The following is a 15,164-nucleotide window of genomic DNA, read 5'->3' as shown; positions in this document are numbered from 1 at the left end:
CTTGCTTCTCCCTCGTTATTTAGGGGCGGATTAGGCCAATTTCAGGGCATTTACCGGGTCAATCTTCGAAAAGCTCGGACTGGCCTTCGATCACCTCGTCGTCGTCCTCGTCCTCCTCGCGTGGGCCCAGCGGCCCCGGCGGTGGACGGTTTTCCAACAGACCTGCTGCGCGCAGCTCTTTGAGGCCGGGCAGATCGCGGGCGGTTTCGAGACCGAAATGATCCAGAAATTCCGGCGTCACCACAAAGGTCACGGGCCGACCCGGCGTCATCTTGCGCCGCCCGAACCGGATCCATTCCATCTCCAACAGCTGATCAATGGTGCCCCTGCTGACCGAAACGCCGCGAATCTCTTCGATCTCGGCGCGGGTGCAGGGTTGGTGATAGGCGATGATCGCAAGCGTCTCGACCGCAGCGCGCGACAATTTGCGCATCTCGACGGTTTCTTTCTGCATCAGATAGCCCAGATCCGGGGCGGTGCGGAATGCCCAAGCATCCCCCACCCGCACCACGCGCACACCGCGCCCCTCATAGCGCTTGCGCAGATGCGCCAGCGCTTCGGCGGCATCGCAGCCATGCGGCATCCGCACCTCCAGATCGCGCACGCTTACGGGTTCGACGCTGGCGAATAGCACCGCCTCGACCATGCGCTCCTGCTCGCCCATGGGCGGGGCATCAAACAGGGTTTCGCTCTCGCTGGTGTCGTCGTGCTGGTGCGACTCGCTCACGGTCTGCCATCCCTTTTTCGCAACTGGATCGGAGCGAACAACTCGCTTTGCCGGATCTCCATATGCCCCTCTTTCACCAGTTCCAGCGAGGCGGCAAAGGTTGCCGCCGTGGCCGAGCGGCGGCGCGCCGGATCCTCTTCCCAGCCCTCGGGCAAATAGCTGGTCAAATCGGTCCAGGCCCCGGCAAATCCGATCAGCGGGCGCATCCGCTCTAACGCCTGTTCCATCGTAAAGATATTGTTGCGATCCATCACGAAGGGGCGGAATTCGTCCCGCGTACGGATCCGGGCATAGCCCTGCATCAGATCCAACAGCGTCGCGGTATAGGTCACCGTGCGGATGCGCATCATGTCCTCGCGCTGGCCACGGGCAAAGAAATCGCGCCCCAGCTGGTCGCGGCCCATCAGCCGTGCGGCGACGTCGCGCATCGCCTGCAACCGCTCCAGCTGGAACGCCAGATGTGCCGCCAATTCCTCGCCCGAGGGGCCCTCTTCCGAGGGGTCGGGCGGCAGCAGCAACCGTGATTTCAGAAACGCCAGCCACGCCGCCATCACCAGATAATCGGCGGCCAGCTCGATCCGCAGGGTCTTGGCCTTTTCGACAAAGATCAGGTATTGGCGCGCCAGTTGCAGCACGCTGATCGTGCGCAGATCGACCTTTTGCGTGCGCGACAGCATCAGCAACACGTCAAGCGGGCCTTCAAACCCGTCGACGTCAACGATCAGCGCCTCGGCGGCCAGCCGTTCGGTGACCGAAAGCGTATCTTCTTCAAAAAGATCTCTATCCGCCATAGACCTGTCCGCCCATAAGGGCAGAAAGTTCTTCTTCGGCGACGCGAATGTCAAGCGCCCCGGGTGCGTGACGCGCCGCCAGCGCTGCCTCGGCACGGGCCTGGGCAAGCGCGCCCATCTCTCCCGAGGCCTCGGCAACGGCAATCCGCTCGGCCAATGTGCCGTTGCAATGCAGCACCACATCACAGCCCGCTGCCAGCGCCGCGCGACTGAGATCGCCCAGATCGCCCTTGAGCGCCTTCATCGAAATGTCGTCGGTCATGATCAGCCCGTCGAAGCCGATCTGCTCGCGGATCAGCGTCATCATCGGGGCAGACAGGGTCGCAGGTTGATCGTCGATCGCGTCATAGACCAGATGCGCGGTCATCCCCATCGGCAGATCATTCAGCGCGCGGAAGGCGGCGAAATCGGTATCATCCAAGGCTTCGGCATCCAGCGTCACATGCGGCAGGTCAAAATGGCTGTCCTGGGTGGCGCGGCCATGGCCGGGGATATGTTTCAGAACCGGCAGCACGCCGCCGTCCAACAGCCCCTGGGCCACAGCGCAGCCCAATCGGCTTACCGTGTCGGGTTCGGATCCATAGCAACGGTTGCGCAGAAACGGATGGGTGGTGTCAAACGCCAGATCGACCATCGGTGCGCAGTTGGTGTCGATGCCAAGCTGGCGCAGCTCATCCGCGATCAGGCGATAGCGCAGATACATCGCCCGCTCGGCCCCCTCGCCCGCGCGCGTGACATGATCCAGCGGCGCCGCCCACTCTCGAGCCAGCGGGGCACGCAGACGCTGCACACGCCCGCCCTCCTGATCGATCAGGATCGGACAGTCGCGCCCGACCGCTTCGCGCATGTCCCCGCAAAGCGCGCGAATTTGATCCGCACTCTCGATATTGCGGGCGAACAGGATGAAGCCGAACGGGTTTACTGCGCGGAAAAATGCCCGCTCCTGCGGGGTCAGCCGCAGCGCGTCCGCGTCCATGATCGTGGCGCCAAAGGTCATCTCACGGTCACGGGAATGCAATCGGCGTTCTCCGCCACCAGCGCCGAGCAGAACCGGCGCGCGTCCGACAGATCGTCAAAGCCCATCGCCCGCAGCCGGTAAAAAACCCGCCCGCCGCTGCTGGCCTTCTGGATCACCCGCTGCTTGTCGTCGAGATAATCGCCGAACCGGGTGTTCAGCCGCTCCCATTCGGCGCGGGCCAGATCAGGGGAGTCAAAGGCACCAAGCTGGGCCAGACGCGCGCCCTGTGGCACGTTGTCGGCCTCCACATCGACGCTGGCGACCGCATCCTGCGCCGCGCTCAGCGCCGCGAGCACATCCGCGTTCATCGCCGACGCGGTCTCGAACTGTGCCGGACGGACCTGCGGGCGCAGCGACCGGCGCAGCCCCGGTCCTGCCAGCACGGCAGGCTGAGCCGTTTCTGTCGCGATCTCTGTCTCTTCCATGCTCGCGCGATCCTGCGTCCCCTGCGCACTGGAACCCGTCAACGGTTCGGGCTGCTCGATCTTGTCCGCCAGCGGCTGTTCCAGCGGTGCCGCGTCTCGGGTCAAATCCTTGACCAGAGCGTCAACATTCCCGTCGCGAAAGGAGGCGATAGCACCGCTGTCGAGCGAGGCACGGGTCGCCACCGCGCCCAGATCGCCCATCGGGACATCCTCGTCTGCCAAGCGCACCGGACGCGGGGCCAGCGCCAGCCGATCCGCCGGCGGCGTCGCCGCGCCCCCAGCCGCAACCGCGTTGACTGCCAAGCCCTGATGATCCGCCGGCTGGCCGCCGGGCTCATCGGGCAGCGCCCGCATCGGTCCCGCCAGCGCCCGCACCACCGGCACGCCGCTGACATCGCGCATCATCAGCTTGTATCCCCAGACGCCGACGCCGATCACCAGCGCCAGCGACGCCAGCGCGCCGGCAATATTTACTGTCCGGCCCAGCGTTCCCGCGTCGCGGTCCTGAGTCTGCACGCTCGCTGCAGGCGCATCCGGCTGTGGTGCCGCGTCATCCGCATAAAGCTCACTTCCATACACGCCATAGGTGTATTCGATTTCCGCCATGTCCGCCTCACTGCCCCTTTGGCGCGGGTCAATTCCCACGCGCCGGGGTCTCTTGCTATCTGCCTCGGGCCAGCGGTTCGTGCGGTTTTGTCACCGCATCTCCTGCACCGGCGTTACCCCAAGAATACCGAGACCGGCAGAAATAACAACGGATACAGCCCGCGCCATGGCCATTTTTGCCTGACTTGTGGCCGTGTCGCCCTCTTGCAGGAAGCGCAGCTCGTGCAACTCGTTGCCCCGGTTCCACAAGGCGTGGAAGTCGCCAGACAGTTCATAGAGGTAAAAGGCGATGCGATGCGGCTCATGCGAACGGGCGGCGATTTCCACCAGACGCGGCCATTCGGCCAGCTTTCTGGCGACCGTCAGCTCGGCCTCATGGCCAACAGACGACAGGTCCGCGGCCCCGAGGGTGGCATCATCGGCGGCAATGCCCGCGGCCGCGGCTTTGCGCAGTACGCTCATCACACGGGCATGGGCATATTGGACGTAAAAGACCGGATTTTCCCGGCTTTGCTCCAGCACCTTGTCGAAATCGAAATCCAGCGGCGCGTCATTCTTGCGCGTCAGCATCACGAAGCGGGTCACATCCGGCCCCACCTGTTCGACCACGTCGCGCAGGGTGACGAAATTCCCCGCCCGTTTCGACATCTTGAAGGGCTCGCCATTCTTCCACAGCTTGACCAGCTGCGTCAGCTTGATGTCCAGCGGCACCCGCCCTTCGGACAGGGCCGAAACCGCCGCCTTCATGCGTTTGACATAGCCACCGTGATCGGCCCCGAACACATCGATCAGCTCGTCGAACCCGCGCAGCACCTTGTCATAGTGATAGGCGATATCGGGCGCGAAATAGGTCCAGCTGCCGTCCGATTTCTTGATCGGGCGGTCGACATCGTCGCCGTGATCGGTCGATTTGAACAGGGTCTGTTCGCGCGGTTCCCAATCCTCGGGCAGCTTGCCCTTGGGCGGTTCCAACACACCGCGATAGATCAGCCCCTTGTCGCACAGATGCTGAATCGCATCCTCGATCCGGCCGGTGCCGTACAGCGATTTTTCCGAGAAGAACACATCCATCTTGACGCCAAGCGAGGCCAGATCGTCGCGGATCAGCACCAACATCTTGTCGGTGGAATATTCGCGCAGCTCTTGCAGCCAGACCGATTCAGGTTGGCCGACATAGCGATCCCCGATCTCTTTCGCCAGCGTCTCGCCGACCTCGATCAGATATTCACCGGGATAGGTGCCGTCGGGAAACTCCACGGCCTCCCCCAGCGCTTCGAGATAACGCAGATAGACCGAGCGGGCGAGCACATCGACCTGCGCGCCGCCGTCGTTGATATAATATTCGCGCGTCACCTCATGGCCGGAATAGGCCAGCAGGCTGGCCAGCGCATCGCCGAACACCGCGCCCCGGGTATGGCCCACGTGCAGCGGTCCGGTGGGGTTGGCCGAGACGTATTCGACGTTGATCTTGCGCCCCTGCCCCAAGTCGGAGCGGCCATAGTCCTCGCCCTGTTGCAGAACGGCACCAATCACCCCGCGCCAGACGTCGCCCGCCAACCGAAGGTTCAGGAAACCGGGGCCTGCCACCTCGGCCGTGGCGATGCGCGGATCCTCGATCAGACGCGCCGCCAGCGCCTCGGCGATGTCGCGCGGCTTCATCTTTGCCGGTTTGGCCAGCACCATCGCCGCGTTGGTCGCCATGTCGCCATGGGCCGGGTCGCGCGGCGGCTCGACCGTGACATTGTCCAGCACCAGCCCGGCGGGCAGAACGCCAGCCTGCATCATTTCGGTCAGGTTGGTCACGACAAGCGCGCGTATATCGGCAAACAGGTTCATCGGGGCATCCTTTTGGGCTTTGGCGCGGTTTACCACTCCCGGCGGGGCGGTCAACCGCCGTACAGGGGGATCAGCCGTGCTTCCCGCCCAACAGACGTGCATGTTCCAGCAGCGCGAAGCGGTCGGTCATCCCGGCGATATAGTCCGACACGATCCGCGCCACCGCCGTTTCGCCATCCTCTGCCTTGGCCGCGCGGGCCAGATCGGGATGCCAGCGCGCCGGCAACAGGCCGGGGTCGGACAGGAACAGCGCGAACAGCTCTTCCACCACCACCGCCATCTCGGTGCGGATCTTCATCACGCTGGGGGCGCGATACATGCGCCGGAACAGAAAGGCGCGGATCGCTTTCAGGTCCGTCCACAGCGGCGGCGAGAAACAGATCACCGGGCGCCCCAGCAGGCGGATATCCTCGACCGAGCGTGCGCCGCTTGCCGCCAAATTGGCGCGCGCGGTGTCGATCACATCTGAGACCATGACCCCGAACACCCGGCGCAACGCCTCGTGGCGGCGCCGATTGCGATCAAGCCCGGGGTATTTGGCATCGACCTCCGCATAGGCGGCCCCGACGATCGGCAGCGCGACGATATCTTCGTCGGTGAACAGCCCGGCGCGCAGCCCGTCGTGCAGGTCGTGGTTGTTATAGGCAATGTCGTCGGCCAGCGCGGCCACCTGCGCCTCGGCACTGGCATGGGTGTGCAGTTCCAGATCAATCGCCCGATTGCATTCGGCCAGCGCCCAAGGCAAATCGCCCAGCACCGGGCCATTATGTTTTGCAATCGCCTCAAGCGTTTCCCACGTCAGGTTCAAGCCATCGAACTCGGCATAGTGGCGCTCCAGCACGGTGACGATGCGGATCGCCTGCGCATTGTGATCGAACCCGCCATAGGGGGCCATCAGCGCATGCAGCGCATCCTCGCCGGTATGACCGAACGGCGTGTGACCCAGATCATGGGCCAGCGCCACCGCCTCGGTCAGCTCCTGATTCAGATCCAGCGCACCGGCGATGGTACGCGCCACCTGCGCCACTTCGATCGAATGGGTCAGCCGGGTGCGGTAATTGTCGCCCTCATGTTCGACAAAGACCTGTGTCTTGTGCTTGAGGCGCCGAAACGCGCTGGCATGGATGATCCGGTCCCGATCCCGTTGGAAACAGGAGCGAAAACTGCTTTCCTCTTCCGGCACCAGCCGCCCACGGCTGCGCTCCGGATCCGAGGCATAGGGCGCGCGCATCTGCTGTCCTTGTTCTTGTGCCTGTGCTCGCGGCCTCTATATTGGAATAACAGAAGAATTCAAACGCCGGAGTGATCCATGAACCTGCCCCCCAAAGTGACCGAGCGCGCCTTTGCCCGCCTGGCAGAGATCGGTGCCGCCGATCAAGGCAAGGCCTTGCGCGTTGCCGTCGAGGGTGGCGGCTGCTCTGGCTTCCAGTACGAGATCGTGCTTGATGAGGCGGCCGAGGATGATCTGGTGCTGGAAAGCAAAGGACAGAAGGTCGTGGTTGATTCCGTGTCGCTGCCGTTTCTGGCAAATGCCACCATCGACTTTACCGAAGAGCTGATCGGCGCCCGTTTCGTGATCGAGAACCCCAACGCCACCTCGTCCTGTGGCTGCGGCACCTCGTTTTCCATGTGATCCGGGCGTCATGAAGCGCGTCGATCCGAAATTAACCATGCGAAATCAAAGGGTAATTCTGCATTTCTGGAACGCGACCTGAAGACAGGTCTTTGCCGCACCCTGCCCCATGACTTACCCAAGCGAACGCGATAAGAGATAGATCGAAACGCATCGCTTCGAGAGGCCTGCCATGAAGATCGCCACCTTCAACATCAACGGGATCAAGGCGCGCGTCGGGGCGTTGGCCGACTGGCTCGACAGCGCCCAGCCCGATGTGGCGATGCTGCAAGAGATCAAATCGGTCGATGAAAACTTCCCGCGCGAGCTGTTCGAAGAGCGTGGCTACAACGTCGCGACCCACGGGCAAAAAGGCTTTAACGGCGTGGCGATCCTGTCGAAACTGCCATTGGAAGACGTGACGCGCGGCCTGCCCGGCGACGATGAGGACGAACAGGCGCGCTGGATCGAAGCCACCGTCGTGGGCAAGACCGCGATCCGCCTGTGCGGGCTGTACCTGCCCAACGGCAACCCGGCACCGGGACCGAAATTCGACTACAAGCTCGCCTGGATGGAACGGCTGCAGGCCCGCGCCGTGGACCTGCTTGCCGCCGAGGAACCGGCGATGATGGCGGGCGATTACAACGTCATCCCGCAACCGCAAGACGCCGCTAGCCCCGAGGACTGGACCGAAGACGCGCTGTTCCGCCCCGACACCCGCGCCGCCTTTCAACGTATCGTCAACCTGGGCTTTACCGAGGCGGTCAGCACCCGGTTGCCGGGACCGGGCCACTATACCTTTTGGGATTATCAGGCCGGGGCGTGGCGGCGCAACAACGGCATCCGCATCGATCATATCCTGCTGACCCCGCAGGCCGCCGATCTGATGCGCGATCTGGGCATCGACAAGGAAATCCGGGGCTATGACAAGCCGTCCGACCATGTGCCGGTCTGGGTCGACCTCGATCTCTGACCACCCCCTTTGATCGCCTCCGCGCCTTTCCGCCGTCCGATCCCCACCCCCATTGCCATACGTCGTCCTTCCCGCGTTAATGGCTGCTGATGGTGGTTGTAAAAGGGTGTGACATGGTTCGGGCGATCCTGCGTTTTTCGGTATTGCTGTTGCTGACAGCCTGCGCCCAACGGTCCGCCCCGGTTGCCCCCACGACGGCAGCGGCGGCAGATGTGCCGCATATGTCGTTCCTTGCCGCCCCCCGGTTCGAGGATCTTGACCCGCATGACTGGCAGGGCGTGCCGCCGCATCGCTATCCGGTGCACGGGATCGACGTCTCGCGCTATCAGGGGGCGATCGACTGGCGCAAGGTCCGACGCGGTGGCGTAGCCTTTGCCTATATCAAGGCGACTGAGGGCGGCGATCATTCCGACCAGATGTTCGCCGAGCACTGGCGCGGCGCGCAGCGCGCCGGGGTTCGCCGTGGTGCCTATCACTACTTCTATTTCTGCCGCCCGGCGGCAGAGCAGGCGCGCTGGTTCATCCGCCACGTGCCGCGCGATTCCTCGGCCCTGCCCCATGTGCTGGACATGGAATGGAACCACCGCTCTCGCACCTGCACCAAACGCCCTGACGGGGCCAAGGTCCGGGCCGAGGCGCGCCGTTTTCTTGATATTCTCGAGCGCCATTACGGGCAGCGCCCAATCATCTACACCACGCCCGACTTCTACCGCGACACCGGCATTGGCAGACTAACCGGCACCCGGTTCTGGCTGCGCTCGGTCGCCGGCCACCCGCGCGACACCTATCCCGGTGCGCGCTGGACCTTTTGGCAATATACCGGAACCGGCGTGGTGCCCGGCATCGACGGTCCGGTGGACATCAACGCTTTTGTCGGCCCGCCCGAGACTTGGGCGGCCTGGCCCGGTTAAACCTGTAATTCAGGGATATTATTTGCCGATCTTGACGATTTGCCGTAAAGTGGTGAAAAAGTGTACCATTTTAAGCAGCACGTTAGAGCAGCAAGGCAAACCCCGATGGACCCTCGCAAGATCCCGTGGCTGGAGAGCGTAAAACTCATGCTGAGCCGCCCCAAGGCGGTCCAACTCGGCGCGTTGTGCTACCGTCACGGCAAGGACGGCGAATTGGAAGTGCTGCTGATCACCTCGTCGCGGGGCCGCTGGATCCTGCCCAAGGGCTGGCCGATCACCGGGTTGGACAGCTGGGAAACCGCGCTGCAAGAGGCGTGGGAAGAGGCTGGCGTGCGCAAGGGAGAGCCTTGGCGCACCCCGCTGACCAGCTACCATACGGTCAAGAAATACGACAGCGGGCTGGAACGCGATTGCACCGTCTGGGTCTATCCCGTCGACGTCAGTGAAATGCGTACCGATTACCCCGAGGCCGACCGCCGCGAGCGGGTCTGGCTGTCGATCCCCGAGGCCTGCGCGCGGACCGACGACCCCGGCGTGCCTGATGTTTTGCGCCTGTTCGCGGACAAGATGACAGCCCGCGCTTGAACTGACGGACAATCCAGCCTATCGCCAAACGGATTGCAACGGATAGATGACAGGCGTGTGCCAGCCCGGACCGCGCCGCACCGAAAGGCGTGAATGTCGCAGAATTCTTCCCCCCGACAGTGGAAAACCCTCGACAAGGATCTGGGCCGGATCGGACAGCTTGAACTGGCCACGCTCTATGTCTCGCGCCCGATGGTGGGGCTGGGCGTGGCGCTGGCCTTTATCGTCATTGTCGGGCTGATCGCGGCCCTTTTCACCGGCAGTGGTAGCAGCTCCTCGGCGATCATCGTCGCGGCGGCCGTGCTGGGCGCCTATATGGCGATCAATATCGGCGCCAATGACGTCGCCAACAACATGGGCCCTGCCGTGGGCGCCAACGCCTTGACGCTGGCGGGGGCCATCGTGATCGCCGCACTTTTTGAAAGCGCCGGTGCGCTGCTGGCCGGCGGCGATGTGGTCTCGACGATTTCCAAGGGCATCATCGACCCCACCAGCATGAGCGACACCCGCATCTTTATCTGGGCGATGATGGCGGCGCTGACGTCTTCTGCGCTTTGGGTGAACCTTGCCACATGGATCGGCGCGCCGGTCTCGACCACCCACTCGGTCGTGGGCGGGGTCATGGGCGCGGGCATCGCCGCCGCCGGTTTCAGCGCGATCAACTGGTCCAGCATGGGCGCAATCGCGGCAAGCTGGGTGATTTCGCCGGTTCTGGGCGGGGTGATCGCGGCCGGGTTCCTCGCCTTCATCAAGGCCCGGATCATCTATCAGGACGACAAGATCGCCGCCGCGCGCCGCTGGGTGCCGGTGCTGGTCGGGATCATGGCCGGCGCCTTTTCCGCCTATCTTTCGGTCAAAGGGCTGAAACGCGTGATCACCATCGATCTTGGCACCGCGTTGCTGATCGGGGCGCTGGTCGGCGTGCTGTTTTATGCCATCGCCGTCCCTGTCGTGCGCCGCCAGTCGCGCGGGATGGAAAACCGCAACAAGTCGCTCAAGATCTTGTTTTCGCTGCCGCTGGTGATCTCGGCGGCGCTGCTGTCCTTTGCCCATGGGGCCAATGACGTGGCCAATGCGGTGGGACCGCTCGCCGCCATCGTGCACTCGGTCGAGTTTGGCGAATTCGCCGGCAAGGTGGCGATCCCCACCTGGGTGATGATTGTCGGGGCTTTGGGAATTTCATTCGGGCTGGTGCTGTTCGGGCCCAAGCTGATCCGCATGGTCGGCAGCCAAATCACCAAACTGAACCCGATGCGCGCCTTTTGCGTCGCGCTCTCGGCGGCGATCACGGTGATCGTGGCAAGCTGGCTGGGGCTGCCGGTGTCTTCGACCCATATCGCCGTGGGGGCCGTGTTCGGCGTCGGCTTCTTCCGCGAATGGCACAATGAAAAGCACCGCCCCAGAAACGCGCCGTCCAACGGCAGCAAGATCGCGACCGAGGAACGCCGCCGCCGCAAACTGGTGCGCCGGTCGCATTTCCTGACCATCGCGGCGGCCTGGGTCATCACCGTGCCCGCCGCCGCGCTGCTGTCCGCGCTGGTCTTTGTCGCCCTGAACGCGATGTTCGTCTAAGGCGGTTGCCCTGCCACGGACCCCCTCGCGGTCAACGCGCGGGGGTTACTCTGCCCCCGGTTCGTGCATCAAGACGGCGGAGACCGGAGCCAGCGCCACCCGCTGCGCCCGGTCCTGCAAGCCCCAGAGCAGCAGCGCGCTGATCGTATCGGGCTTCACCCGACCCAGCATGATCACCGCCCCGTCCAGCCCGGCCCGGAACGCCGCCTGATCCAGGAACCGGCGCATCACCGTCGCCGACTGCCCGGCCCCGTCAAAGTCGCGAAACACCACCGCCGAGGGAACGCCGGCGCGAACCGCCAGTTTCTGCGCCGTATTCAGCCCATTTGCCTGCATGATCAGGCCAAGGCCGGCATCCTGCGCAATCAAGGTCACCTGATCCGACAGCGCCCGGCTGCCCTGAATGCCGCTGCCGGTGCCTTCCAGAATCGCGACCGCCTCGGGGACTGCAGCGCGCCAGACCGACAGCGCGACCTCGGCATCCTGTGCCAGCGCCGCCGCCGGAAGATCGGCCAGCAAGACCACCTCGAACCCGGCGGCGCGATGGCGCGCCATCTTCTCCGCCGCGTCGGGCGCGGCAGGATCGACCGCAAAGGTCAACGGATAGGGGAAATCCGCCAAGGCCTCGGCCCCGATCGAATCCTTCCCATCCATCAACAGGATGGACATCAAAGGCTGCCCCTCGGGGTTCTCGAAAGGCACCGCAAACCGTTCAATCGCCGGCGGTTCGGTGCGGCCCGCATCCGGGGTTGCCTCCGGGGCATCGTCGCGCTCGGTCAGTGGCGCCACCGGCGTGCCGATGGCCGGGCTTTGCGGCGCGGCCTCCTCCCCATCGCCGGCCTGCGGCAGAGCTGCGATACGCGGGGCTGGTATGACTGGCGATGGGGATTCGGGGGCGACATCAGGTGCGTCCTCGCTCTTGGGGGCGGCCTCGCTCATGGGATCTGCGCCGGGCACTGACGGCGGCACGGCCTGCAGGTCCGGGTCCGTGTGCGACACCACTTCTGGCGCCGCCTCATCCGCAAGCGGGGCCGTGCCAAAGCCGGAGCCAGCATCGGGCAGCGCCGGCAGAGAGGGCTGCGAGGGATCGGAGACCGCGGGCACTCCGCGCTCTTTGCTGGGCGTATCGGGGGCACTGACCGGAGCCTGCGGCATCGCGGTGGCCTCCTGCGTGGTGGACAGGGTCGGTGCGCCGGGGATCTCGTCCGGCCCCTCCAACGCACCGGTCGCAGCGCCGACGCTTGGCTTCTCCGCCGGGTCTGTATCCGCCGTGTCCATCGATGCCAGCGAGTCCGATCCGGCCCCTGCCGTTCTGGGGGCCAGTGGCGCGGCCTCGACCAGATCAGCGTCGGACCCGGGCTGGGTCACGCCCGTCTCGCCCCCGTGATCCACGCCGCCCGCCGCCGCGTCCGGTGACTCGCTCGCCACGTCAGGCCGCGACATCGGCACCAACAGCGACAGCCCCGCCGTCACCGACACAACCAGCGCCGCGCCCAATATCAGCCCCCAAAGAAATCCGCGCATTCCCGCCTCGCCTCTCTCATTTATTCGCCCGCGCGCCCAAAGGACGGCCCGCAGCAGCACGATGTCCCGCCCTCTGGCCCTTGACGCTGCCGACCATCCCTGAACATGTAGGGTCCAATCACTATAATGCTGGCGGGCCTCGCGCCACCAGCCCCCAATGTATCCCGGGCGCCATGCTGCTTTTGATCGATAATTACGACTCCTTCACCTATAACCTTGTGCACTATCTGGGCGCTTTGGGCGCCGATGTGGTGACCCGACGCAATGATGCGCTGAGCGTGCAGGAGGCGATCGCGATGCGGCCCTCTGGCATCCTGCTCTCGCCCGGCCCCTGCGATCCGGATCGGGCGGGCATCTGCCTTGCGCTGACGGCGGCGGCGGCAGAACAGCGCATTCCGCTGCTGGGCGTCTGTCTTGGGCATCAGACCATCGGTCAGGCCTTTGGCGGCACAGTGGTGCGCGCGAAAGAGATTGTACACGGCAAGATGGGCGTGATCCATCACGATGGCGAAGGCGTGTTTGCCGGCCTGCCGTCGCCGTTCAAGGCGACCCGCTATCATTCGCTGGTGGTTGATCGCGACAGCCTGCCCGACAGTCTCAAGGTGACCGCTTGGCTGGAGGACGGCACCATCATGGGGCTGCAACACCGCGAGTTGCCGATCCACGGGGTGCAGTTCCACCCCGAGTCCATCGCCTCGGAGCATGGCCATGCCCTGCTGAAGAATTTCCTGAACGACATGAAGGTTCCCGCATGAGCGACGCGCTGAAACCCCTGATCGGCGCCAGCGCCGAACGTCCCCTCACCCCGCAGGAGGCCGAGACCGCCTTTACCATCCTGTTCGACGGCGAGGCGACACCAGCCCAGATCGGCGGGCTGCTGATGGCGATGCGCACCCGGGGTGAAACGGTGGATGAATACACCGCCGCCGCCGCCGTGATGCGGGCCAAATGCCATGCCGTGATTGCCCCCGAGGGGGCGATGGACATCGTCGGCACCGGTGGCGACGGCAAGGGCACGCTGAACATTTCGACCGCCGCCGCCTTTGTGGTGGCCGGTGCCGGTGTGCCGGTGGCCAAGCACGGCAACCGCAACCTGTCATCGAAATCTGGCTCTGCCGATGCGCTGGGGCAGATGGGGATCAACACGATGGTCGGCCCCGAGGTGGTGGAACGCGCCCTGCGCGAGGTCGGGATCGGCTTCATGATGGCGCCGATGCACCACCCGGCGATGGCCCATGTGGGACCGGCACGCACGGAACTGGGCACGCGGACCATGTTCAACATCCTTGGGCCGCTGACCAACCCGGCAGGGGTGAAACGGCAGTTGACCGGCACCTTTTCCCGCGACCTGATCCGGCCCATGGCCGAAACGCTGGGTCGGCTGGGGTCAGAGCGCGCATGGTTGGTGCATGGCTCTGACGGCACCGACGAGCTGACCATCACCGGGGTCAGCTGGGTCGCGGCGCTGGAAGATGGCACCGTCAAGGAGGCCGAGTTGCACCCGGAGGATGCCGGTCTCCCCGTGCATCCCTTCGAGGATATTCTGGGCGGCACACCGGCAGAGAACGGCGCCGCCCTGCGCGCGCTGCTTGACGGTGCGCCCTCGGCCTATCGCGACGCCGTGCTGCTGAACGCTGCGGCGGCGCTGACGATTGCCGATGCCGCCTCCGACCTGCGCGAAGGGGTGGCGATGGCGGCGGAAAGCATCGACAGCGGCAAGGCCAAGGCCTGCGTCACGGCGCTGGCAAAGATCACACAGGAGCGCGCATGACCGAGACCGTTCTGGACCGCATCAAGGCGTACAAGCTTGAGGAAATCGTGGCGGACAAGGCCGCGAAACCGCTGGCCGAGATCGAGGCCGAGGCGCATGCCGCCGGCCCGGTGCGCCCCTTTACCGAGGCGCTGCAAATGGCCAGCCGCGGCGGATACGGATTGATCGCCGAAATCAAAAAGGCCAGCCCCTCCAAGGGGTTGATCCGCCCCGACTTTGACCCGCCCGCACTGGCCCAAGCCTATGCCGAGGGTGGCGCGACCTGCCTGTCGGTGCTGACCGACACCCCCAGTTTCCAAGGCGCGAAAGAGTATCTGATCGCGGCACGCGCTGCCTGCGACCTGCCGGTCCTGCGCAAGGATTTCATGTATGATCCCTATCAGGTGACCGAAGCCCGCGCGCTGGGGGCTGACTGTATCCTGATCGTCATGGCCTCGGTCGAAGACAGCCAGGCCGCCGAGTTGGAACAGACCGCCGTTGACTGGGGTATGAGCGTCCTGATCGAGGTGCATGACGAAGATGAACTGGAACGTGCGGCCCTGCTGAAAAGCCCGCTGATCGGGATCAATAACCGCAACCTCAAGACCTTCGAGACCACGCTGGACACCACCCGTCGGCTTTCGAAACTGGTGCCGGTGGACCGCACCATCGTCTGCGAGAGCGGTCTGAACAGTGCCGAGGATCTCGCCGAGATGGCGCGCTATGGCGCGCGCTGTTTCCTGATCGGCGAAAGTCTGATGCGTCAGGACGATGTCGCGGATGCAACCCGGCACCTGCTGGCCAACCCGCTGACCGCCCCCGGAGGGATGTGAA

15 protein-coding genes are annotated in these 15,164 nt (G+C 64.7%); 8 read left to right on the top strand and 7 right to left on the bottom strand.

Annotated features, from left to right (window positions below):
- Window positions 1-58 precede the first annotated feature (58 nt).
- From scpB to E1B25_RS05435, 6 genes are all read right to left on the bottom strand, one after another.
- Window positions 59-664, bottom strand: coding sequence for an SMC-Scp complex subunit ScpB (gene scpB / locus E1B25_RS05460; protein ID WP_132827746.1), 606 nt, complete (start codon window positions 662-664; stop codon window positions 59-61).
- A 59-nt stretch (window positions 665-723) separates the two neighbouring features.
- The gene (locus E1B25_RS05455; protein ID WP_132827669.1) at window positions 724-1,518 is read right to left on the bottom strand and encodes a segregation and condensation protein A; all 795 of its coding nucleotides are present in this window, start codon (window positions 1,516-1,518) and stop codon (window positions 724-726) included.
- A complete protein-coding gene (gene nagZ / locus E1B25_RS05450) occupies window positions 1,508-2,515 on the bottom strand; it encodes a beta-N-acetylhexosaminidase (protein ID WP_132827744.1) in 1,008 nt (335 codons plus the stop codon). The genes E1B25_RS05455 and nagZ overlap by 11 nt, the downstream gene beginning before the upstream one ends.
- Window positions 2,512-3,567, bottom strand: coding sequence for an SPOR domain-containing protein (locus E1B25_RS05445; protein ID WP_132827668.1), 1,056 nt, complete (start codon window positions 3,565-3,567; stop codon window positions 2,512-2,514). The genes nagZ and E1B25_RS05445 overlap by 4 nt, the downstream gene beginning before the upstream one ends.
- 90 nt (window positions 3,568-3,657) lie before the next feature.
- Window positions 3,658-5,403, bottom strand: a complete 1,746-nt coding sequence (gene argS, locus E1B25_RS05440) for an arginine--tRNA ligase (protein ID WP_132827667.1) — start codon at window positions 5,401-5,403, stop codon at window positions 3,658-3,660.
- A 70-nt stretch (window positions 5,404-5,473) separates the two neighbouring features.
- Window positions 5,474-6,634: a deoxyguanosinetriphosphate triphosphohydrolase gene (locus tag E1B25_RS05435; protein ID WP_132827665.1), complete on the bottom strand. Its 1,161-nt coding sequence runs from the start codon at window positions 6,632-6,634 to the stop codon at window positions 5,474-5,476.
- A 78-nt stretch (window positions 6,635-6,712) separates the two neighbouring features.
- Between E1B25_RS05435 and E1B25_RS05430 the strand changes: the two genes are divergently transcribed.
- From E1B25_RS05430 to E1B25_RS05410, 5 genes are all read left to right on the top strand, one after another.
- On the top strand, window positions 6,713-7,036 hold the full coding sequence (locus E1B25_RS05430; protein ID WP_132827664.1) for a HesB/IscA family protein: 324 nt from the start codon (window positions 6,713-6,715) through the stop codon (window positions 7,034-7,036).
- 172 nt (window positions 7,037-7,208) lie between these two features.
- The gene (gene xth / locus E1B25_RS05425) at window positions 7,209-7,988 is read left to right on the top strand and encodes an exodeoxyribonuclease III (protein WP_132827662.1); all 780 of its coding nucleotides are present in this window, start codon (window positions 7,209-7,211) and stop codon (window positions 7,986-7,988) included.
- A 113-nt stretch (window positions 7,989-8,101) separates the two neighbouring features.
- Complete coding sequence (locus E1B25_RS05420) at window positions 8,102-8,899, top strand: glycoside hydrolase family 25 protein (protein ID WP_132827661.1); 798 nt, start codon at window positions 8,102-8,104, stop codon at window positions 8,897-8,899.
- Between the two features lie 105 nt (window positions 8,900-9,004).
- Window positions 9,005-9,484 (top strand): NUDIX hydrolase, encoded by a 480-nt coding sequence (locus E1B25_RS05415; RefSeq protein WP_165937553.1) that lies wholly within the window; start codon window positions 9,005-9,007, stop codon window positions 9,482-9,484.
- A gap of 93 nt (window positions 9,485-9,577) precedes the next feature.
- Window positions 9,578-11,056, top strand: a complete 1,479-nt coding sequence (locus E1B25_RS05410; RefSeq protein WP_132827660.1) for an inorganic phosphate transporter — start codon at window positions 9,578-9,580, stop codon at window positions 11,054-11,056.
- Window positions 11,057-11,101: 45 nt separating this feature from the next.
- On the opposite strand, the gene E1B25_RS05405 is transcribed toward E1B25_RS05410, so the two are convergent.
- Complete coding sequence (locus tag E1B25_RS05405; protein ID WP_132827658.1) at window positions 11,102-12,580, bottom strand: divergent polysaccharide deacteylase family protein; 1,479 nt, start codon at window positions 12,578-12,580, stop codon at window positions 11,102-11,104.
- 173 nt (window positions 12,581-12,753) lie between these two features.
- On the opposite strand from E1B25_RS05405, the gene E1B25_RS05400 reads away from it, so the two are divergent.
- The 3 genes from E1B25_RS05400 to trpC are packed head-to-tail and all read left to right on the top strand — an operon-like array spanning window position 12,754 to window position 15,163.
- Window positions 12,754-13,335 carry an anthranilate synthase component II gene (locus E1B25_RS05400; protein WP_132827657.1) on the top strand — a complete coding sequence of 194 codons (582 nt, stop codon included), beginning with the start codon at window positions 12,754-12,756 and terminating at the stop codon, window positions 13,333-13,335.
- Window positions 13,332-14,351 carry an anthranilate phosphoribosyltransferase gene (gene trpD, locus E1B25_RS05395; protein WP_132827656.1) on the top strand — a complete coding sequence of 340 codons (1,020 nt, stop codon included), beginning with the start codon at window positions 13,332-13,334 and terminating at the stop codon, window positions 14,349-14,351. The genes E1B25_RS05400 and trpD overlap by 4 nt, the downstream gene beginning before the upstream one ends.
- Window positions 14,348-15,163 carry an indole-3-glycerol phosphate synthase TrpC gene (gene trpC, locus E1B25_RS05390; protein ID WP_132827654.1) on the top strand — a complete coding sequence of 272 codons (816 nt, stop codon included), beginning with the start codon at window positions 14,348-14,350 and terminating at the stop codon, window positions 15,161-15,163. The genes trpD and trpC overlap by 4 nt, the downstream gene beginning before the upstream one ends.
- Window position 15,164: the final 1 nt, after the last annotated feature.

Origin of the sequence: Antarcticimicrobium sediminis (assembly GCF_004348975.1) — a bacterium.
In the GTDB taxonomy this organism is placed as follows: Bacteria; Pseudomonadota; Alphaproteobacteria; order Rhodobacterales; family Rhodobacteraceae; genus Antarcticimicrobium; species Antarcticimicrobium sediminis.
This window is presented reverse-complemented; position numbering and strand designations above follow the sequence as displayed.